The sequence below is a fragment of the Syntrophomonas zehnderi OL-4 genome (assembly GCF_000983115.1).
Classification (GTDB): Bacteria; Bacillota; Syntrophomonadia; order Syntrophomonadales; family Syntrophomonadaceae; genus Syntrophomonas_B; species Syntrophomonas_B zehnderi.
On record NZ_CGIH01000013.1, the window covers coordinates 56502 to 77964 of the forward strand.

A 21463-nucleotide genomic window follows, 5' to 3' on the forward strand; every position below is an offset into this window, starting at 1 on the left:
TCCCTACGGGGACTATTGATATGAACTTCGTTCATAATTAAGGGGTCTGCGTCTATTTAAAATTTATTTTCTAGTTAACCTATTTAAAAGCAGGGGTAAAATGCAAACAAAATATGGCAGCTATCAGATCAGGATAAATGGCATCGTACAGGGAGTTGGCTTCAGACCTTTCGTCTATCGTCTGGCCAGCGAATATGATCTTAAAGGGTGGGTTTTAAACTCATCTGCGGGTGTGCTCATCCGGGTAGAGGGGCCTGACGAGCAAATTAACACGTTTGCCCGCCGACTGGTGGAAGAACCGCCGCCCTTGGCATTGATCCGCAGCTGGGATATTAATGCCCAGGATTGGTCTGGCTTCACTGATTTTAAAATTAAAGCCAGTGATGACCATGAGCAGAAGGTGGCAATGATATCGCCCGATATAGCTGTTTGTGCGGAATGCAGAAGTGAAGTGTTAAACAGGGAGGATCGGCGTTATCATTACCCATTCATCAACTGTACCAACTGTGGCCCGCGCTTTACAATCATCAAAGATTTGCCTTATGACCGGTCTATGACTACTATGGCATCTTTTCCGATGTGTCCGGAATGTCAGCGGGAATACGAAAACCCCAACCATCGCCGTTTCCATGCCCAACCCAATGCCTGTCCGGTCTGTGGCCCGCATATCTCCCTTTTAAACCGACAGGGTCAGGAGATTAACCAGGATGTCCGGGAATTGTTTAAGGCGGGATATATTGTGGCTGTAAAAGGACTGGGCGGTTTCCACTTAGCCGTTAACGCACGTGATGCGAAAGCAGTAGCCCGTCTGCGTAAGAGTAAACAGCGGGATGCCAAACCTTTTGCGGTTATGGTCAAGGATGTAGAAACAGCCCATAAATACTGTCTCATAAGCCCCCCAGAGGAGAGATGGCTGCTGGCTCCGCAGGCACCGATTGTGGTATTAAAATGTCGGGAGGGAAACCAGCTTAATTCGGATATTATCCATCCCGGACTTAATACCCTGGGGGTAATGCTGCCCTATACGCCTTTGCATTACTTGTTATTTGATCAGGATCTGGAAATATTGATTATGACAAGTGCCAATATCAGCGATGAGCCATTGATTATTGACAATCAGGAAGCAATCGGCAAGCTAGGCCAGATTGCTGATTATTTTCTGGTACATAATCGGGATATCTATAACCCCTGTGACGATTCCGTTCTGCGGGTTACTTCTTTGGATACTCCCCTTTTCTTTAGACGGGCCCGCGGTTTTGTTCCCCGGGGTATCAAGATAGACGATGGAACCAAGCCGATTCTAGCCGTGGGGGGGGAGATGAAAAATACTTTTTGCCTTACCAGAAATGGGGAGGCTTTTTTGAGCCAGCATTGGGGTGATTTAAATCATTTTAACAACTATATGAACTTTCAAAGGGGTATCGAACGCTTTAAGCGGATGCTCTATGTGGAACCGGAAATAATAGCCCATGATCTGCATCCTAACTACCAGACCAGTCGCTGGGCTAAAATGCAGCCGGGGGTAAAATTGATCGAAGTGCAGCACCACTTTGCTCATCTAGCCAGCGTTATGGCTGAGCATAACCTGCAGGGTGAAGTCCTGGGGCTGATCTGTGACGGAACTGGCTGGGGAACGGATGGGGCCGTATGGGGGGGAGAGATCCTCCGGGCTGATTATACGGGTTTTACCCGTTTGGCTCAGCATAAATACGTGCCTTTTCCAGGCGGAGACCAAAATGCGAAAAAGCCTTACCGCATGGCTTTAATTTACCTATATGCGGCATTTGGAGAAGAAGTTTTCGATTTAGCAGAGCAGTTTTTACCTCAGCTGGCGACAGAAGAAAAAAACATTATGCTGACCTGCCTGATGAATAATGCTCACGTTCTGCGAACTTCTTCGTGCGGACGATTGTTCGATGCGGCAGGAGCCATCCTGGGAATCTGTAGTATAAATCAATATGAAGGTCAGGCTGCTGCTGAATTGGAAGCCTGGGCAGATCCCTTCGAAAAAGGTCATTACGGTTTTGATTTATATGCGGAGCAGGGAATCTGGCAAATGGATGTGCTGCCGATGTGGCCTGAAATGCTGGCTGAGATAAAAAGAAATTATCTGCCCGGACGTATCGCCCAGAAATTCCATTTAACCCTCGTGAAAATGTGGACTAAGACTCTCTGTAAACTTAGGGATGAAACCGGTTTGAACCGGGTTGTCTTAAGCGGGGGAGTATTTTGTAATCAGATTCTTAGCAATGGATTGTATAAGTCATTGACGGAGGAGGGATTTAAGGTTTATCTGCATCAGCAGGTACCGCCTGGGGACGGTGGTATCTCGCTGGGGCAAGCCATAATAGCAAGCGAGGTGTATAGGGGATGTGTTTAGGGGTACCGGGAAAAATAATAGATTTAAAGGAAAACTACATGGCGGTAGTTGATGTGAATGGTAACCAGACTGAAATCAGTATACGCTTGACCCCGGAGGCGGAGCTGGGCCAGTATGTACTGATTCATGCCGGTTTTGCCATGGAGGTTGTGGATGAGACGATAGCTCTGGAAACCATGCAATACCTGGAGGAGATGCTGCAGTATGAATAACGGGAAAAAATATCAGCAGGATCTCTTAGAGGGAATTTTATCTGCAGATGAAAACATTTCTTTAATGGAGGTTTGCGGTACTCATACCATGGCGATTGCCAAAAGCGGCCTGCGGCAGATCCTGCCTCCCCATATCAAACTATTGTCCGGCCCGGGCTGTCCGGTGTGTGTAACTTCTCAGGGGGATATAGATGCGATCATTGAATTGGTGCAGAATGAGGATATCATCCTGGTTACCTTTGGTGATATGATGCGGGTTCCGGGTACCCGGAGCAGTTTGCAGGAAGAACGCAGCCAAGGGTCGGATGTAAGGGTAGCTTATTCACCTTTGGACGCCTTACGCATAGCCCGCGAGAATCCACAAAAAGAAGTGATTTTTCTGGGGATCGGCTTTGAAACCACTACCCCGGCGGTAGGCCTTACCGTGCAGCAAGCTCGGGAAGAAGGAGTAAAAAACTTTTCGGTTTTCTCGGTTCACAAAATGGTTCCGCCTGCCTTGGAGCTTATTTTTTCCGATCCGGAAATACAGGTTGACGGTTTGATTTGTCCCGGACATGTTTCGGCCGTTATCGGTGTAGAACCCTATGAAATTCTGGCTCAGAAATACAACCGGCCCTGTGTAATAACTGGTTTTGAAACCCTGGACATTTTGGAAGGGATATATATGCTTATTAAACAAAAACAAAAACGACAAGCCCGAGCAGAAATACAATATCGCCGCGTAGTGAAACCGGAAGGCAATCCGGTTGCCCGGGAAGTTATCGCTAGATTTTTTGAGGCAGTACCAGCCCGTTGGCGGGGTTTGGGAGTTATTCCCGACAGCGGTCTAAAATTGCGGGATGAATATGCTGACCTGGATGCCCGCAAGAAATTTAATATTACCGAGATGGAGGAAGTTCCCATTAAAGGCTGTGCCTGTGGTGAGGTGCTGATGGGCAAGATCATGCCTGCAGAATGCCCGCTTTTTGGCCGGGGGTGCACACCTTTGCAGCCGGTGGGCCCCTGCATGGTATCCCATGAAGGCTCCTGTGCAGCCTATTATCGTTTTACACCAGCGAAAGGAAGAAGCTAAATGAAACACGACCGCATATTATTGGCACACGGCAGCGGCGGCCTAATGAGCCAGCGTCTGATAGACGAAATATTTAAAAAGGCTTTTAATAACGATATTATGGAACCAATGCTGGATGGGGCAATCCTGGATTTGCCGGCCGGGAAACTGGCTATGTCAACCGATTCCTTTGTAATCACACCACTGTTTTTCCCAGGGGGCGATATCGGCAAACTTTCCATCTGCGGAACGGTTAATGATCTTTTGGCCTGTGGTGCTCAACCGCTTTATCTGTCGACCGCCTTTATCATCGAGGAAGGCTTGCCCATATCGGATCTTAGGTCAATCGTTGCCTCCATGGCGGAAACCGCTCGGCAAGTTGGTGTCAAACTGGTGACCGGGGATACCAAAGTAGTGGAAAAAGGCAGTGCCGATGGTGTTTTCATTAATACTACCGGGATTGGAATTATCCCCGCCGGGATCGATTATCTTCCTCAACGTATAAATTCGGGAGATAAGGTAATTGTCACAGGCAACATCGGGGATCATGGCCTGGCCATTTTGGCGCAAAGGGAAGGGTTAAGCTTTAGTACCCCTGTTCTAAGTGATTGTGCTCCTCTCTACCAGCTAAAAGATATGATAGATAAATATCAAGATGCGATTAGATGTATGCGTGATCCGACCCGGGGTGGGCTGGCGACCGTATTAAATGAAATTGCAGTTCAGGCCGGGGTTGGAATCAGGGTTAAGGAAGCAGATATTCCGGTTTCGGTTGCAGTACAAGGGGCCTGTGATATGCTGGGTATGGATCCTCTCTATATGGCTAACGAGGGGAAAATGGTGATTTTCGTAGCCGCGGAGGCGGCCGAAGATTTTTTAAACGATTTGCATAAAATGTCCCAGACAGAAAATGCGGCGCTTATTGGCAGGGTTAGCCCAGAACCAGCTGGAATGGTACTGGTGGAAACCGAACTGGGTGCCGAACGCATCCTAGGAGTACTGGAAGGTGAACATATCCCCCGCATATGTTAAAGCGGATAAAATAGACACAGATAACACAGATTTAATGGAATCACACAGATTATCCCATTAAAGTATAGGTAAGATTAGAAACTAATCTTACCTATACTTTAATAAAAATAATCTGTGTGATTCTGTATCTATTACCTTACTTCCACCTCGGCCTGCGGATTAAAAGGGTTGGTGCGCACACCTAGTGAAAACAGATAGGGGTAGTTGGCTTTTAAATGCTGCATATAATCTAGCCATTGGTTGGCCAGACTCAGATATACGCGCTTTACATCTTCCCGCAAATGAGCGTAATCACTATTGGAAAGTGAAGCCAAATCATTTCTTTGACCAAGTTCATCGCTGAGGTGAAATACGGCCCAGAGCAGGTTGGTAAAGCTTTCATGTTCCAGTAAATTAGGGTTTTCTAAAAGACGCAACAAAAAATCTCGTTTAGCGATTAAAAAGCTGTTCATATCCTGTAAAGAGGCGGGGTCAATCTGACTAAGATGGGAATTTTTAAGTAGGTTTTTCGCGTTAGCAAAGTCTGCTTGCTCCCAGGAGTCACTTAAAAGCAATTGTTGCCCGAAGGTTTCTGGTGTGAAATAATGGCAAGTCAAAGTTTTTAACAACTCGGTGCCCACCTCACTGAAAAATGCTCCGATAACCATATTCATTTTTATTAAGCGTTCATTTTTGGCCCGGTTAGTCATCAAACTATTAAATACGATTGTTACCAGCAATACATTAATAGGCAGAAATCCTAGTTGAGCAATAAAATAACGGAAAATGAAAGGAGCGTCACTGAAGATGGCATAATGAATGGAGTATATAGTTAATGACAAAACTATAAATAATGCCCCCAATTTAGTAAGAAAGCCAAGTTTCTTCATTATTAATCCCCCCTTTTTTTAAATATTACTACCATTACTCCCAGGATACATCAATTTATACAGGTTTAACCAGCAAATTATTCCAAACGGTATCGACTCAGGCTACGGACAAAATATTTAATGCTATAATATTAACTTAGAGAATACAAACATACGGATAATGACTTAAAAAAACGTTTGGCATAAGGAGATGATTAACCGTGAGCTTTCAGCAGGAGTACCGTCAAAAGCTGGTTTCGCCTCGTGAGGCTGTTAAATTGGTAAAATCGGGCGACCGGATTCAATTTAACTCATATAATGGGGTTCCCCCGGCTCTGGACAGAGCCTTGGCAGCCCGGCGGGATGAACTGGAAGGGGTTATTGTAAGCAGCAGTGTCACCATGTATCCTTTATATACTATTTCCAGTGATCCTGAAGGCAAACATTTTATTTATAACAACTGGCATGCTTCAGGCTACGATCGCAAACTAGCCCCACAAGGCAATTATTATTATGTCCCGGCCCTTTATTATGAATTTCCCAGGATATTGGCTAGAAACAGTTTGGATGTGGTCATGCTGCAGGTAGGGGAGATGGATGACAAGGGGAACATGAATTTTGGCCCTAGTGCGGCACATGCCCGGATACTGGTTGAAGCCGGCCGGAAAGTAATAGTTGAAGTAAACCGTAATATGCCGGTTGCTTATGGCGGTAGTGACGAATCGGTGCATATCAGTGAAATAGACCTGGTGGTGGAAGGAGATCACGACCCGCTATTTACGCTGCCGGTACTTAAGGCTAATAAGATCGATCGTAAGATAGCTGACCTGTTAATGAACGAGATTGAGGATGGAGCCTGTATACAACTTGGCATCGGAGCTATGCCCAATACGGTCGGCGAGCTTATCGCTGATTCAGATCTTCAAGATCTGGGGGTACATACGGAAATGCTGGCCGATGCTCACGTAAAAATGTATCAGTCCGGCCGGATAAGCGGAAAAAACAAGGGTCGGGACAAAGGCAAAATGGTGTATGGATTTGCCATGGGTTCCCAGGAATTATATCGGTTTATTCATCGCAATCCGGCTTGCGCCACCTATTCCATAAAGCATATAAACACACCCCACATTATTGCCATGAATCCCAAAGTAATAGCCATCAACAGTGCGATTGAAGTGGATCTGTACTCCCAGATCAATTCCGAGTCTTCAGGTTTTCGTCATATATCCGGCACCGGGGGTCAGGTGGATTTTATGCTAGGCTCCTATATGTCGGAAGGCGGTAAAGGTTTTATTTGTATGTCCTCAACCTTTACCGACAAGGAGGGCAAGCTAAGCTCCCGTATCCTTCCTACCTTAAGCCCAGGATCCATAGTAACCGTACCCCGCACTATCGCTCAATATATAGTGACCGAATACGGGATCGCCAATGTAAAAGGCAAGTCCACTTGGGAACGAGCGGAAGAATTAATTAAAATAGCCCATCCCCGCTTCCAGGATGAGCTGGTTAAGTCAGCCGCGGAAATGAACATCTGGAGGAGGAGCAACAAGCTGTAGACAGCGTAAATCAGCCATTTTTCTGTCCTTTTCAATTTGTCTTGTCCCTGCTATTTCTGCCATAAAAAAGCTGTAGGTTAAGCCCAATAGATGAACTATACTGGTTAGGGTTCGTTTTTTCATCAATTTTATGGCAAGTGAAAGGTTTGCATGTCAATTTTTGTAGTTAAATTAACGTTGCAGCCAGAAAAGATTAATTAATCGGCAGATCTTTTCTTGAAAGGGGGGGGACAAGCTGAAAAAAAGGAGACAATCATTTTTCTTAATATGCTTATTATTAGGTATTCTACTACTAAATCCCACTTCGTCTTTATCAAACGGCAGTATAAAAAAACAATCGTCTGTTAAACCAGTGGCGGCTCAAAATTCAGCCCCACCGGTTTATAAGGTCGATACTGGCGGTCGCAAACTGGTAGCTTTAACATTTGATGATGGCCCGGATCCCCTTTATACGAAGCAAATCTTGGATGTGCTTAGTAAGTACCATGTCAAGGCCACTTTTTTCGTGATTGGGCGTAATGCCCGGCTGCATCCTGAGCTACTATTTAGCGAAATTGCGCAGGGCCATAAAGTTGAAAATCATACCACTACCCATCCCGATCTGCCCCAATGCAGTCGGGAAGAGGTTGCCAGGGAAATTACGGAAACGGATAAAATTATTAGGGATCTGACCCACCGTCCGCCCCATTACTTTCGGCCGCCTAAAAAACTGTTTAATCAGGCAATACTAGATGTTGCAGCCCACAACGGATATAAAACAGTTCTATGGTCGGTATGTGTTGAAAACCGAAGCTGTAAAACCCCTGAAGAAATGGCCTTAAGGGTAATTAACCGAGCCGAGCCAGGAATAATTATCCTCGCTCACGATGGTAACCTGGATCGCAGTAAAACTGTGGCGGCACTGCCGATTATAATTAACGCTTACCAAGAAGCAGGTTATACTTTCGTTACCTTGGATGAACTATTGGCCGCGGGTCAATAGTTCATCGTTATGGATTAGATAAATCCAGCTACAAATCAATTATAGCCATGGTACAGCGGGATATGCAGATGAGGTTTTCCCCTTCGTCGTAAATGCGGATATCCCACACGATTGTCCGGCGGCCTACATGAATGGGCGTGCCAACTGCATGGACTATTCCATCGCTTTTACTGCGGATATGGTTGGCGTTAATCTCCAGACCCACAGCCCGTTGCTTTTGGGCATCAATAAACTGGTAACTGCCGACTGAAGCCACAGTTTCAGCAATTACTACGGAAACGCCGCCATGCATAACGCCAAAAGGCTGATGGGTTTTAGGGGTAACGGGCATGGTAGCCACTACTTTTTCTTTGGTAAATTCAGTTAATTCTATTCCTAGTGTTCCTAAGACAGTTTGGTCGATATCAAATCCTAAAGCATCAAACACGTTACATCATGCCTTCTTTCTTGTATATTATCCTAAAACCTGTTTAGATTACGAACTTATGATAACATATTAACAAATGCAGGGCACATGTAATTTGCTCCCCCCCAAAGACCTTTTGGTTTGCAGGCAAGTGGGCTTTTAGGTGATGTCATATTTTGTGAAAGAAAAGGGTAACGTGGTGAAACGATGGTAATACTTCAAGCGCAAAAAATTAATGTGTCCTTTGGGGAGCAGGAAGTTCTCCGGGATATCAGTTTAAGTATACAGGCAGGTGAACGGGTGGGTTTGGTCGGAGCCAACGGGGTGGGCAAGACTACTCTGTTAAAGTGCCTGGACGGTCAGATGACCCCCGACAGCGGCGAATTAAGCTATGCAGCAACAGCTGCCAGAGGATACCTGGAACAATTGGCCGACTTTAAAGAAGAATCAACGGTCTGGGAGGTAGTGCTGGAGGGCTATAAGGGAGTGTTGGAGAAGCGTCGATTACTGCATGAGCTGGAATCGGCTATGAGCCAAGGCGGTCCGGAACTGACCCGAATTATGGACGATTATGCCCGGGTTAGCGAAGCATATGAACGAGCTGATGGTTACGCCTGTGAAAACAAGGCCCGGCGTATTTTGATCGGACTGGGTTTCAGTCCGAATGATTTTGACAGCCGGGCCGGCACCCTGAGCGGAGGTCAGAAAACCCGGTTGAACCTGGGACGTTTGCTGGCCAAATCGCCGGAACTGCTTTTTTTGGATGAGCCAACCAATCATCTGGATATGAATTCAGTGGAATGGCTGGAGGACTTTTTTATAACCTATCCGGGCACAATCTTGGTAGTATCACATGACCGTCGTTTTTTGGACAAGGTTGCCACCCGTATTCTGGATCTGCGCCCGGGTGAGTTGCATTCCTATGCAGGCAACTACAGTCAATTCCTGGAAAAAAGAGCCGCCGAGGATCTGGCCTGGCAGCGGGCATACCGAAAACAGCAGGAATACATTCGTCAGACCGAAGCTTATATCCGTCGCTTTAAGGCCGGTATTAAATCCAAACAGGCGCGCGGGCGTCAATCCCAATTGGAACGTTTGGAACGTATAGCGGCACCTGTCCAAGAAAAGGTGCTAGGCCAGCATTCCCTGGCGATTAAACAGGAAAGCGGTCAGGATGTACTGACCGTTAAGAATATATCCAAATCCTTTGGGGAAAAGCAGATCCTGAAACGTTTGCACCTGCAAATCAAAAAAGGCGAAAAAGTGGCTCTGATTGGTCCTAACGGATGCGGCAAAACTACTTTTTTAAAAATTATTAGCCAGCGCCTGGATGCTGATGAAGGTGAAGTAAAAATTGGCAGCCGGGTTAGTATCGGTTATTTCGGGCAGGAATATGATGATCTTGAACCTTCCAACACCGTATTGGAAGAGCTTCTCAACCATTTTGAAATAAAGGTGGAGGAAGCCCGGACTGCTTTGGGAACCATGCTTTTCAGCGGCGACGATGTATTTAAGCTGGTGGGTGACTTAAGCGGCGGGGAAAAAGGAAGGTTGGCTTTTTTAAAACTGCTGTTGGCGGGCGATAACTTTTTGGTTTTGGATGAACCCACCAATCATCTGGATATAGAAAGCCGTCAGGTGGTGGAGCAGATGCTAAAGGATTATGAAGGAACGTTGCTTATGGTTTCCCATGATCGCTATTTTGTTGATCAGGTGGCCGAGCGGATCTTAACTATAGAAAACGGTAATATGGAATGTTACGACGGCAATTACAGCTATTATCTGGAGAAAAAGCAGGCCCAAAAGCAGCTTGTGCAATCCGATAAAAAGGCAGACAGGCAGCAGGTTCTGCGTTCGGAATGGCAAGCCCGCGAGGAAGAAAAGGAACAGCGGCGCAAAAAACGCTGGCAGCAAAAACAACTGGAAGAGCTGGAAATGCGTATTACGGAACTGGAAGGGCAAAAAACGGATCTGGAAACATCTCTGGCAGACCCAGCAACTTATAGTGATGATGAAAATGCCCGCGCTGTTACGACTGCCTACCGACAGCTAGAACAAGACCTGGAATCTGCGTATTGCGATTGGGAAAAGCTAAACGTGGAACTGGAAGCAAGCGAGACTAAGACTGCTGGTTTAAATCCCCGATAAAAAACAAGAGGAGCATTAATGAGTGAACGATAATAAACCAGAAAAAGCGATATTGGTAGGAGTGGAACTTAAAAGCGATGCCGGATTTAACTTTCAGGCATCCCTGCAGGAGCTACAGGCTTTGACTGAAGCTGCGGGGGGTGAGGTTGCCGCTGTCCTGGTGCAGTCGCGGGAAAGGGTTCATGGGGCGACCTACATAGGCAAGGGCAAACTAGAGGAGCTTAAGCATCTGGCTGCCGAACTGGAACCGGATCTGATCATTTTTGACAACGAATTGTCCCCGGTGCAATTGCGTAATTTGGAAGAGGCTTTAAATATTAAAATTATTGACCGTACCATGCTGATCTTGGATATTTTCAGCCAGCGAGCCAAGTCTAATGAAGGAATTTTGCAGGTGGAACTGGCTCGGCTGCAATACCAGCTGCCCCGTTTAACCGGTCAAGGAGTCACCTTGAGCCGTCTGGGAGCCGGCATAGGTACCCGTGGCAGCGGTGAACAGAAACTGGAATTGGACAGGCGGTATATCCGCCAAAGGATTCAGGATATAAAAAAACGCATGCAAAAGGTGGAAAATACCCGCAAACTGCACCGGGTGCAACGCCAGCGATCCGGAATGAAGCAGGTTTCCCTGGTGGGTTATACCAATGCCGGCAAATCATCTTTATTTAATACCCTATGTCAAACCGGGCACCGCAGCAAAACAGCTCAGGTAAAAGCCGACCAGCAGCTTTTCCGAACCTTGGATACCACGATCAGAAAAATACGCTGGGCAGATCAGAAAGAAATCTTGCTGACCGATACGGTTGGATTTATTCAGAATCTGCCCCACCACCTGGTAGCTGCATTCAAATCCACCCTGGAGGAAGTAATTGAAGCTGACCTGCTTTTGCACGTGGTGGATATTTCCGATCCTGATGCAGCCGATAAGATCGAAGTAGTGGAAAAGGTTCTGTGGGAACTCGGAGCTGATTCGGACAGAATAGTTACGGTTTTTAATAAATCAGATCTGCTGCAGGATCCACCGGATAACAGCGGGCCGGCAATTTACGTGTCGGCCCGAACCGGACAGGGGATCGATGATTTACTTAAACGCCTGGAAATAATATTGTTTTGATTAATGTTTTCGGTTTTAAAAATGTGGCATAAAATAGCTATTCATAGCTAAGATGGGATACGGCTTTAGTAGGCGGTGCAATTATAATATACCGCTTACTTTGTGGGGGAAATACCATATATAACGGTTTATTGGCGGATTTATAACTAAATATATCCATGGACAGCAGGTGCCGGCGAGAGTAAAATTAACATTATTGTTGTAATCCTGAAATTATTTTGATTGCTTTTACGTAGAAATAATGAAAAGCGTTTTATACTGTTGTCGGCAAAATGCCCTTAATAATAAAAAATCATACTTTAAGGGCAAAATTTTTGGATTTGCTTTTATCAATGTGGGGATGGGAGAATTAAAAACGAATGATGCGCAAAAAAGGAACCATATCCATTCTAATTCTGGTGTTTTTAGGTACATTTGCCATTGGAGCACTATTGGGCGGTCAATTTAAAGGTTTGTTTAAGGACACCATTGCCGAGAAAAATGAAAAGGGCGAGACCATAAACGTACTTTTTATGGGCATAGATGCCCGCGATGGTGAAAAAAATTCCCGCAGTGATACCATGATCTTGGCTTCTATTGATTCCCAAAACAACAAAGTTGCCATGGTATCCATACCCCGTGATACCAGGATTAAAAACACCTTTGGGCGTGATGAAAAAATAAACAGTGTAAACTATACCAAAGGACCGGAGGCTGCCTGCAAAGAAGTTGGCAAACTGCTTGATGTCCGGGTTGAACATTATGTTATTACTAACTTTGATGGTTTCGGGGAAATTGTTGATACTTTGGGCGGGGTAGATATTGATGTGGAGACTAATATGGTGCACCGGGACGTCAGCTATAGTATAAATCTATCCAAAGGTCATCAACATCTCAACGGGGATCAAGCCCTGCAATATGTGCGCTACCGGGGCGGTCCTACAGCTGACATCGGTAGAACCCAAAGGCAGCAGAAATTCATTAAAGCTTTGGCGGAGCAGATGTTTCAAACTAATACCATCACCAAACTTCCCAAATTGCTGCCCCAGATCGTAAAATATGTGGATACTAATATATCCATGCAGGATATGTTACACTTGGCCCAAATCGCCAGAAAAATTGATATCCAAAATATAACCACCCAGACCTTGCCGGGTTATCCTTATACCGATCCCTCCAGCGGAGCCAGTTACTGGGAGGCTGATAAAACCAAGGCAAAGATTTTGGTCAGTTCTCTTCTGCAGGGGAAGACGTTTCCCGTGGTCGGTGATCCACCCAGTTGGATAAGCAAGAATCAGAACAAATATAAACCGGTTGATTTACCGTTGCCGGATACCTTGAAAAAAAATGAACCGGAGCCGAAACCGGATGTAAAAGAGCCTGATACTATCGATGTTCCGGTACCATCCCCGGGAACACCGGGGGACGGCAATACCAATAATCCTGAACCCGATCCCAACAACCCGGGAGAGGAGCCGGTTAATCCAGATCCAGGAACTCCCTTGCCTCCTGAAGGGAATCCCGGGGGTAACATAAATAGCTCCTTTAAGCCACATACAATTAATCCTTAAAATAAAAAAAGGGGGGCCTGCTTTTATCGGGCCCCCCTTTTTTTGCCCGGCACTCAGCCTAAGCCGAGCCGGATCAGTTGTATACTGCTCCTGCTGAGTGCCAGGCTCTGTTATTCGCGTCTACTTCTTAACCTATTGGTCAATTGAATAGCAGGCGGTGATTTCTCCGAAATACAGGACGTGATAGTCATCATTGCCATAAAACTTGGCGCGAATCTCGGAATTTAAATGCTCGGGATCCATAAGCTGCTTAAACAGGATTTGACATTCAAAAACCAGTCCGCATTCGCCAATAACCGGACTGGAAATAGTGCGGGCATTTTGAGCGGTTAACCGACATTCGCTGAATTTATCGATGTCACGGCCCGATTTTGTACCGGCAATGGCCAGGTCGGATTTTAACTCACCCTGAACCGGCAGGCTAACTGAAAAATCGGAAGATGCTTCCATCAATTGATAGGTATAGCGGGTTTGCCGAACCATTACCATTATAACGGGCCTTTGCCATATGTGGCCAATACTGCCCCAGCCGATAGTCATGGTGTTTAATCTGCCCTGGTCTTTTACGGTCAGGAATGCACCGCGGGGCAACTGGGTAAGAAACTGGGATGCATATTGTTCGTAGGAAATTTCATTTGACATGATTAATAGTCTCCTTTCCAGAAATTATTGAACTGTATTCTTCAAAGCCAACCAGATGGGGATCAGATTTGAGGCTGCTTGCCCAATATCTGCGGGAAGGCTTGGTTAGTTTAATTAAGTATATATCAAACCGGACGTATTTATAATATAAATGGGCAAATCCCACAATACTTTCTATTCGTATATGTATTGTATGTTTAATAATAGGTTTCTGTACTGCCCAAGGATCTTTAAAAATTAGGCATATTGATCTATACAGCTCTTGTAAACCATATAAAAAACTGGGTAAAATAATGTGATTTTTAATATATAAAAATATATTATTGACCGGACGCCTTGGGCCAAATAAAAAGAGACAAGATTGTAAGGTCAAAACTTAAATCTTAAACTGAAAAAAGTGTAACAATTGTGTATAGGAGTATGCTATTTTTATTTTATGTGCTATTATTTCGAAAGTAGTATAATGTCAAGTAATGTGTGGTAATGGCAAAAGTTATACAATATTTTACCTGAAATACATTTTTTAGCTCCATTAACGGTAAAAGGAGGCAGACGCTATTGTTGGGAGACTATGCTACTATAGGGATTTTTCTACTGTTGACCATCTTGTTTCCACTGGCAGCTTTAGGACTGGCGTGGGTGGTACGCCCTAAACCATTGCCGGATGAGGAAAAACTGACAACCTATGAATGTGGCGTGGATACCCAGGGACGGACTTGGGTTCGTTTTCGGGTTAACTATTTTCTATACGCCCTGGTTTTCCTGGCATTTGACATAGAAACTATTTTCCTGTTTCCTTGGGCAGTCAGATTTAAAGCCTTAGGCCTTTTTGCCTTTGTAGAAATGCTGGTATTTATCGCTATTCTGCTGACAGGGCTGTGGTATGCCTGGAAGGAAGGTGCTTTGGAATGGTATTAAAATCAATTGAGGAAAATGATGTAGAGGTATTGGAAAAGCACAATATAATTGTTACCACCTTGGAAAAGGTATGGAACTGGGGACGCGCCCGTTCATTCTGGCCGCTATCTTATGGCTGCAACTGTTGCCCGATAGAATTGATGGCTGCCGGTGCAGGCCGCTTTGATATTGCCCGCTATGGTTACGAGGTTTTTAGAGCTTCGCCGCGCCAGGCTGATCTATTGATCGTGGCTGGGCCGATAACGTTAAAGATGAAACCGGCGGTAGAAAGGGTATATGCCCAGATGCCCGAACCTAAATGGGTGCTGGCCATGGGGAACTGTGCCACCAGCGGCGGCCCTTTTCGGGATGGTTACAGTGTTTTGCCGGGGGCAGACTCCCTGTTTAAAGTCGATGTCTTTGTCCCGGGGTGCCCGCCGCGGCCGGAAGCCCTGTTCCACGGACTGTTGGAACTAAAAAAGAAAGTCGAAAGCAGCTAATATGACGATATTTTCCCCAGCCGTAACACCCAACCATCCTTATTGCTGGTTGGGTACCTCGGTTATGGGGATCATTAATAATAGAGTGCCTAGTACGGCTTTTGTTTTAATGTCACAGAATTCAGGGGGTTTAATATGGGCGATTACAACCTAGATAAAATGCTTGCAGAATTGCAAAACCTAATGGGGGATAAGCTGGAGTTAAGTGAGGATGCCTTTTTCAATTGGATTCATATCAGCCCGGATCAATTGCTGGTGCTGATGGATAAGTTAAAAAACGAATATGGCTTTAATTATTTGGCGAATTTAACTGCTGTGGACTACGGGGAATATTTTGAAATAGTCTACCACCTGTACTCCATTCCCGCCAACAATAAAACAGGGGTAAAAACCCGGGTTTCCAGAAATCAGGCCCAGGTTGATTCAGTATGCCTAATCTGGCCCACAGCCGACTGGCAGGAACGGGAAGTCTACGATTTAATGGGAATTGATTTTAAGGGGCATCCTAACCTGGTGCGGGTATTGCTGCCGGATGATTTTACCGGTCATCCCCTGCGTAAAGATTTTGAAATGGAGAGGTGAACATTTTGCTAAGGACGGAACAATTTACCATTAATATTGGCCCTCAGCATCCCAGCACCCATGGGGGATTGCATGTGGAGGCGGTTATGGACGGAGAGTTTATAGTTGATGCCATTGTTCATCTGGGCTATGTGCACCGTTCAGTGGAAAAGATTGCCGAGAGCCGTACCTATCCACAATATGTTCCCTACACTTCACGTCTGGATTATCTGGCCAGCCATCTGCCTACCCTGGGCTATTGCCAGGCGGTAGAGAAAATGCTCGGGGTTGCAGTACCGGAGCGGGCTGAATATATACGCATAATCATGGCGGAATTCTCCCGGATAGCATCCCATTTGCTTTTTATCGGCAGTTGCGCCATCGACCTGGGGGCTACTACTGGCCTGATTTATTGTCTACGGGACAGGGAACGCATCATGGATATGTTTGAAATGACGAGCGGGCAGAGATTAATTGCTTCGTATATGCGAATCGGCGGAGTCAGCGAGGACTTACCGGATACATTTATACCGGCGGCACGCAGTTTTATAGCTGATTTTCCCGAGATGATCGCCGAATATGATGGTCTGATTATCGGCAATGAGATACTGCAGGCCCGCTTAAAGGGTGTGGGCAGATTAAATGCCGATGATGCCATTGCTTATGGGGTAAGCGGCCCTAACCTTAGGGCCTGCGGCATTGACTACGATATCCGCAAAGCTGAGCCCTATGGCATCTACGACCGTTTTGATTTTACTGTCCCTTTAGCCGAAAATGGGGACAGCTGGGATCGACTGCTGGTGCGCATGGAGGAAATGCAACAAAGTATTCACATCATTGAGCAGGCTTTAAATCAGCTTCCCGAAGGTGAAGTCAAGGCCAAAGTCCCGCGGATTATTAAACCGGCAGAAGGAATCGAGGTTTATCACCGGATCGAATCATCCAAAGGGGAATTAGGTTACTATATTGTAGCTGATGGCGGCGAAAAGCCTTATCGCCTGCATGTGCGAGCCCCTTCTTTTATTAATTTGATGGTCTTGCCCATGATCTCCAAAGGCGGCAAGCTGCAGGATATTATAGCTAACATCGCTACCCTGGATCCGGTGTTGGGCGAATCAGACCGATAGAGGAGCGGATAGGTATGGAACATTTTTTTCTAAACATTGCTCATAGCCTTATTGTCTGGCTGATGGGACTGGGGCTGTCGTCTAAAGGAGCCGACTTGGTTCTTTTGATAGTACAATGGATCTGCATCGTGGCGATCGTTACCATCAACGTTATCGTCCTGATCTGGCTGGAGCGCAAGGTAGCCGGATTTATGCAGCAGCGTCTAGGGCCTAACCGCTTGGGCCCGGCCGGTATGTTTCAGACCATTGCCGATGCGATCAAGCTGTTGACTAAGGAAGATATTATCCCCAGCGCGGCTGACCGCATTATATTTCGCACTGCGCCCATCTTTTTTATCATCATAGCGGTGATGCTTTATGTAGTGCTGCCAATGGGAGACGGCATGCAGATTGTGGATCTTAACGTAGGGGTTTTCTATTTTATTTCAGTGGCTTCATTAAGCACCATCTGTCTTTTAATGGCTGGCTGGGGTTCTAATAACAAGTGGTCCTTGCTAGGGGCAATGCGTTCGGTTGCCCAAATGATAAGCTATGAAATTCCCTTGGCTTTCTCCTTGCTGGGAGTAATTATGATAGCCGGGTCGCTGAGTTTATCAGATATCGTGGCGGCTCAGAACAATATCTGGTTTATCATTTTGCAACCGGTGGCTTTTATAACTTTTTTTATCGCTGCGACCGCCGAACTAAACCGGGGGCCGTTTGATATGCCTGAAGCCGAGCAGGAACTGACGGCGGGTGCTTATACGGAATATACCGGTATGCGCTGGGCCTTATTTTTCCTGGCTGAGTATACTAACCTGGTAGCTGTGTCCGCACTGGCCTCCACCATGTTTTTGGGCGGCTGGCACGGGCCATGGCTGCCTTCCTGGATATGGATAATTATAAAAACCTATCTGGTCATGCTGATCTTTATGTGGATGAAATGGACCTTTCCCCGTATTCGCATGGATCACCTGATGTCGTTTAGCTGGAAGGTGCTCATTCCGGTAACATTAGCCAATATTTTGGTGACCGGTGCTGGAATCCAGTTCTTGGCGGGAATGGGGTGGTAAGAGGATGAAAGGTCAAGGATTATTAAAGGGATTATATATCACGCTTAAACGCGCGGTGGGAAAGGATATTACGATTCAGTATCCGGAACAGATGCCTTATTTACAGGATAGATTCCGGGGTTGTCTGCATTTTGATTACACCAAATGTATAGTCTGTGGTCTTTGCACCAAGGCCTGCCCCAACAACGTTTTAAGCTATGAAAGCCGACAGGTTGAGGGCAGCAAGAAAAAAGAACTGGTTAGTTATACTATTGATCTGCAATATTGCCTGTTTTGTAATCTATGTGTAGAGGCCTGTCCTACCAACACCCTCTACTTTACACACGATTTTGAACTTTCCCGCTATCAGCGGGATCAAATCAAGATCGTCTACGAAATACCAAAAGAGGAGCCGTCAGCCGTAAAGGTTGATCTTAAAGGGGACGCGCCAGAACCGGATGAGACTAAAAAGGAAAAACAATTGGCGGCTATGACGGCTGCCTTGCAAAAAAATCCGCAAAAAACGGTGCGCAAAATGGTGGAAAATGATGAGGATGCCGAAATACTGGCCGGGATTTTGTTGGAAGATGAGCAAAAATTAAGCCGTATGGCTGCTTTGATGATTGCTGACCGGGAAAAAGCTAAAAAAGTAGCCGTGGCTTTTGTGAATAAAGAAAAAAAAGACCGCTTAAAGGGAGGAGGAGCAGAAGATGAGTCTAAATGATGCCGTGTTTTTCTTGCTGGCGGTGATAACGGCGGGTTCGGCCCTGGGGGTCATAACTTCCAGGAATATTGTATATAGTGCGCTTTTGCTGGTAGTAACCTTCTTGGGTGTGGCGGGCTTATATTTTCAAATGAATGCCGGGTTTATAGGCCTGGTGCAAATCCTGATTTACGGGGGTGCAATTTCGGTTCTGATTATATTTGCGATAATGTTGGTAATGGACGTTGAACCTCATCGGACTAACCCGCCTAGCCCCAGACTACCAAGGCGTTTGGGCGGAATATATCTAAGCATCCTTTTAGTCATAACTATGGGGGCCGCGATCTGGTTTACTCATTGGCCTTTGGCCGTTGGCACCACCGGTGCGGATGAGATGGCGGTACTGGCAGATTTGATGCTGGGCAAATACGTAGTTGCTTTTGAGATAGCAGCCGTTTTACTCCTGGTAGCCATAGTAGGCGCTATTATTTTGGCCAAAGGAGCTGATGATAAATGATTGGTTTCACGCATTATTTAATCCTGAGTACGATTTTATTTGGGATAGGGATGTATGGAGTACTGTCCAAACGTAACGCGGTCGCGGTATTGATGTCGGTTGAAATAATGCTAAATGCGGTTAACATTAATTTTGTAGCCATCAGCAGATTCATTAATTCTGAGCCAGGGGTGGGCCAGCTCTTTGCAATTTTCGTGATAGTAGTTGCAGCCGCGGAGGTTGCTGTAGGACTGGCTTTGATCATTACGATATACAAACAAAAAAAATCAGTTAATCTGGATGATTTCGATTTACTAAAATGGTAGGCAGGTGAGATAAGATGCAAAATGTTTTGAGTTTATCCTGGGTGATCCCCTTCCTGCCGTTTTTGGCCTTTGCTTTGATCGGTCTGTTTTTGCACCGCTGGCCGAAAATATCAGCGGCGCTATCTATTCTGTCGATTGGGGTCGGTCTAATCCTCTCCATACTGATAAGTATGATTGTTTTTGCAGGGGAGGCAGGTTTTACTTATGAAGTTGCGGTTCGCTGGCTGAACATGCCAGGTCTGTCAGTCGATATGGGGCTTTTAATTGACCCTTTGACTGCTGTTATGCTGTTGGTAGTAACGATTGTAGCGTTATTGGTACAGGTATATTCACTCGGCTATATGCATGATGATCCTGGTTTTGCCAGTTATTATGCGTATCAGAGTATTTTTGCCGGATCGATGCTGGGTTTGGTAGTTGCCAATAATTTCGGGCAAATCTTTGTTTTTTGGGAATTGGTGGGACTGTCCTCCTACCTGTTGATCGGTTTTTGGTTTGGCCGTAATTCCGCCAAAGATGCCGCCAAGAAGGCTTTTATAACGAACCGGATAGGGGACTTCGGCTTTTTGCTCGGCATCCTCTTCCTGCAGATAATATTTGGAACCTTAAACTATAGCGAATTAGCGGGTGCGGTAGCAGGTTACGGCAATACCGCCATTTTGATTACAGTATCATTGCTGCTCTTTGCCGGACCGGTCGGCAAGTCAGCGCAGTTTCCTTTACACGTCTGGTTGCCGGATGCTATGGAAGGCCCGACTCCGGTCAGTGCTTTAATTCATGCCGCGACCATGGTAGCAGCCGGTGTCTACCTAATTGCCCGAGCCTTCTTCATTTTTAACGCTTCTCCTGAAACCATGTTGGTGATCGCCATAATAGGCGGATTCACCGCTCTTTTTGCGGCAAGTATCGCCCTGGTGCAAAATGACATCAAACGTATCCTGGCCTACTCTACCCTTTCACAGTTGGGATACATGGTCATGGCTATGGGTGTAGGAGCCATGGCAGCCGGTATGTTTCATCTGATGACCCATGCTTTCTTTAAGAGTTTGCTCTTCCTGGCCGCCGGATCGGTTATTCATGCCCTGGCTAATGAACAGGACATCTGGAAAATGGGCAATCTGCATAAAAAGATGCCTATTACTACCTGGACCTTTGTTATTGGAGCTTTGGCTTTAAGCGGTATTCCGCCTCTGTCCGGGTTTTGGAGCAAGGATGAAATACTCCTTTCCGCCTTGGCCTCCGGTCATACCGCATTGTATATTTTGGGTTCACTGGTAGCTTTTATGACGGCTTTCTATATGTTTAGGCTGATCTTTGTAGCTTTCTTTGGGGACAATAAAGGGGGCGAACAGGCTCATGAATCGCCCGCTGTGATGACCGTACCCTTGATCATATTGGCCGTATTGGCAGTCGTAGCTGGTTTAGTCGGCTCACCTCTGATGAACAATGCCTTTGACCACTATATTACTTATCCGGGAGCATTTCATCCTGCCCCCAATCACAGTATTATGATTATTTCGTCTCTGCTGGCAATAGCGGGAATATTTCTGGCGTGGGCGATCTATCAAAAAAAGTGGGTGGATTTCGAGCGTATCAAGATCAAGATGGGCGGCCTGTATCAGTTGCTCTACCACAAATATTATATAGATGAGATCTATGCCTGGCTAATCAAGCATTTTGTTGATGGCACTGCCAGGCTTATGGAATGGTTCGATCTTAAAGTAATCAATGGCGCGGTAAACGGCATTGCTTGGTTAACCGGCCATCTGGGTATTACCCTGCGCTATACGGAAGATGGTCAGGTGCAAAGCTATGCACTCTATATGTACGCGGGTATTATTATTCTATTAATTGCAGCGTTGTGTGCCGTATTTACGGTGCTGGCTTAAGGAGGTGGGAAA

21 protein-coding genes are annotated in these 21463 nt (G+C 45.9%); 18 read left to right on the forward strand and 3 right to left on the reverse strand.

The window, feature by feature from the left end:
- Nucleotides 1–100 precede the first annotated feature (100 nt).
- Genes hypF through hypE form a run of 4 tightly spaced genes read left to right on the forward strand, consistent with a single transcriptional unit; the run spans nt 101 to nt 4675 of the window.
- Nucleotides 101–2380, forward strand: a complete 2280-nt coding sequence (hypF, locus tag AAV90_RS04465) for a carbamoyltransferase HypF (protein ID WP_046496286.1) — start codon at nt 101–103, stop codon at nt 2378–2380.
- Nucleotides 2371–2592 (forward strand): HypC/HybG/HupF family hydrogenase formation chaperone, encoded by a 222-nt coding sequence (locus tag AAV90_RS04470; protein WP_046496288.1) that lies wholly within the window; start codon nt 2371–2373, stop codon nt 2590–2592. Before hypF ends, AAV90_RS04470 begins: the two co-directional genes overlap by 10 nt.
- Complete coding sequence (gene hypD / locus AAV90_RS04475) at nt 2585–3664, forward strand: hydrogenase formation protein HypD (protein WP_046496290.1); 1080 nt, start codon at nt 2585–2587, stop codon at nt 3662–3664. Before AAV90_RS04470 ends, hypD begins: the two co-directional genes overlap by 8 nt.
- Complete coding sequence (gene hypE, locus AAV90_RS04480) at nt 3665–4675, forward strand: hydrogenase expression/formation protein HypE (protein ID WP_046496292.1); 1011 nt, start codon at nt 3665–3667, stop codon at nt 4673–4675. It abuts the gene before it with no gap.
- A gap of 131 nt (nt 4676–4806) precedes the next feature.
- Here hypE and AAV90_RS04485 read toward each other — a convergent pair whose 3' ends face one another.
- Nucleotides 4807–5544 (reverse strand): hypothetical protein, encoded by a 738-nt coding sequence (locus AAV90_RS04485; protein ID WP_046496294.1) that lies wholly within the window; start codon nt 5542–5544, stop codon nt 4807–4809.
- Nucleotides 5545–5744: 200 nt separating this feature from the next.
- On the opposite strand from AAV90_RS04485, the gene AAV90_RS04490 reads away from it, so the two are divergent.
- Nucleotides 5745–7079, forward strand: coding sequence for an acetyl-CoA hydrolase/transferase family protein (locus tag AAV90_RS04490; protein WP_046496296.1), 1335 nt, complete (start codon nt 5745–5747; stop codon nt 7077–7079).
- Nucleotides 7080–7431: 352 nt separating this feature from the next.
- A complete protein-coding gene (locus AAV90_RS04495; protein WP_052729604.1) occupies nt 7432–8061 on the forward strand; it encodes a polysaccharide deacetylase family protein in 630 nt (209 codons plus the stop codon).
- 28 nt (nt 8062–8089) lie between these two features.
- Here AAV90_RS04495 and AAV90_RS04500 read toward each other — a convergent pair whose 3' ends face one another.
- Entirely contained in the window at nt 8090–8488 is a 399-nt protein-coding gene (locus AAV90_RS04500; RefSeq protein ID WP_242847483.1) for a hotdog fold thioesterase, read from the reverse strand.
- A gap of 186 nt (nt 8489–8674) precedes the next feature.
- On the opposite strand from AAV90_RS04500, the gene AAV90_RS04505 reads away from it, so the two are divergent.
- From AAV90_RS04505 to AAV90_RS04515, 3 genes are all read left to right on the forward strand, one after another.
- On the forward strand, nt 8675–10615 hold the full coding sequence (locus AAV90_RS04505; RefSeq protein ID WP_046496299.1) for an ABC transporter ATP-binding protein: 1941 nt from the start codon (nt 8675–8677) through the stop codon (nt 10613–10615).
- A gap of 22 nt (nt 10616–10637) precedes the next feature.
- Complete coding sequence (gene hflX, locus AAV90_RS04510; RefSeq protein ID WP_052729605.1) at nt 10638–11729, forward strand: GTPase HflX; 1092 nt, start codon at nt 10638–10640, stop codon at nt 11727–11729.
- Nucleotides 11730–12088: 359 nt separating this feature from the next.
- Entirely contained in the window at nt 12089–13279 is a 1191-nt protein-coding gene (locus AAV90_RS04515; RefSeq protein WP_052729606.1) for an LCP family protein, read from the forward strand.
- Nucleotides 13280–13411: 132 nt separating this feature from the next.
- Here AAV90_RS04515 and AAV90_RS04520 read toward each other — a convergent pair whose 3' ends face one another.
- On the reverse strand, nt 13412–13921 hold the full coding sequence (locus tag AAV90_RS04520) for a flavin reductase family protein (RefSeq protein ID WP_046496301.1): 510 nt from the start codon (nt 13919–13921) through the stop codon (nt 13412–13414).
- Between the two features lie 558 nt (nt 13922–14479).
- On the opposite strand from AAV90_RS04520, the gene AAV90_RS04530 reads away from it, so the two are divergent.
- From AAV90_RS04530 to nuoL, 9 genes are all read left to right on the forward strand, one after another.
- Nucleotides 14480–14839 carry an NADH-quinone oxidoreductase subunit A gene (locus tag AAV90_RS04530; RefSeq protein ID WP_046496305.1) on the forward strand — a complete coding sequence of 120 codons (360 nt, stop codon included), beginning with the start codon at nt 14480–14482 and terminating at the stop codon, nt 14837–14839.
- On the forward strand, nt 14830–15318 hold the full coding sequence (locus tag AAV90_RS04535) for an NADH-quinone oxidoreductase subunit B (protein ID WP_046496308.1): 489 nt from the start codon (nt 14830–14832) through the stop codon (nt 15316–15318). Before AAV90_RS04530 ends, AAV90_RS04535 begins: the two co-directional genes overlap by 10 nt.
- Nucleotides 15319–15453: 135 nt before the next feature.
- Nucleotides 15454–15900, forward strand: coding sequence for an NADH-quinone oxidoreductase subunit C (locus tag AAV90_RS04540; protein ID WP_076982607.1), 447 nt, complete (start codon nt 15454–15456; stop codon nt 15898–15900).
- Nucleotides 15901–15905: 5 nt separating this feature from the next.
- Nucleotides 15906–17006, forward strand: coding sequence for an NADH-quinone oxidoreductase subunit D (locus AAV90_RS04545; RefSeq protein WP_046496310.1), 1101 nt, complete (start codon nt 15906–15908; stop codon nt 17004–17006).
- A gap of 14 nt (nt 17007–17020) precedes the next feature.
- The gene (nuoH, locus tag AAV90_RS04550) at nt 17021–18058 is read left to right on the forward strand and encodes an NADH-quinone oxidoreductase subunit NuoH (protein ID WP_046496312.1); all 1038 of its coding nucleotides are present in this window, start codon (nt 17021–17023) and stop codon (nt 18056–18058) included.
- Nucleotides 18059–18062: 4 nt separating this feature from the next.
- Nucleotides 18063–18761 carry an NADH-quinone oxidoreductase subunit I gene (locus tag AAV90_RS14010; RefSeq protein WP_052729607.1) on the forward strand — a complete coding sequence of 233 codons (699 nt, stop codon included), beginning with the start codon at nt 18063–18065 and terminating at the stop codon, nt 18759–18761.
- Nucleotides 18748–19257 (forward strand): NADH-quinone oxidoreductase subunit J family protein, encoded by a 510-nt coding sequence (locus AAV90_RS04560; protein WP_046496314.1) that lies wholly within the window; start codon nt 18748–18750, stop codon nt 19255–19257. The genes AAV90_RS14010 and AAV90_RS04560 overlap by 14 nt, the downstream gene beginning before the upstream one ends.
- Nucleotides 19254–19562: an NADH-quinone oxidoreductase subunit NuoK gene (nuoK, locus tag AAV90_RS04565; protein WP_046496316.1), complete on the forward strand. Its 309-nt coding sequence runs from the start codon at nt 19254–19256 to the stop codon at nt 19560–19562. The genes AAV90_RS04560 and nuoK overlap by 4 nt, the downstream gene beginning before the upstream one ends.
- 14 nt (nt 19563–19576) lie before the next feature.
- Entirely contained in the window at nt 19577–21451 is a 1875-nt protein-coding gene (gene nuoL, locus AAV90_RS04570; protein WP_046496318.1) for an NADH-quinone oxidoreductase subunit L, read from the forward strand.
- The last annotated feature ends 12 nt before the right edge of the window (nt 21452–21463 follow it).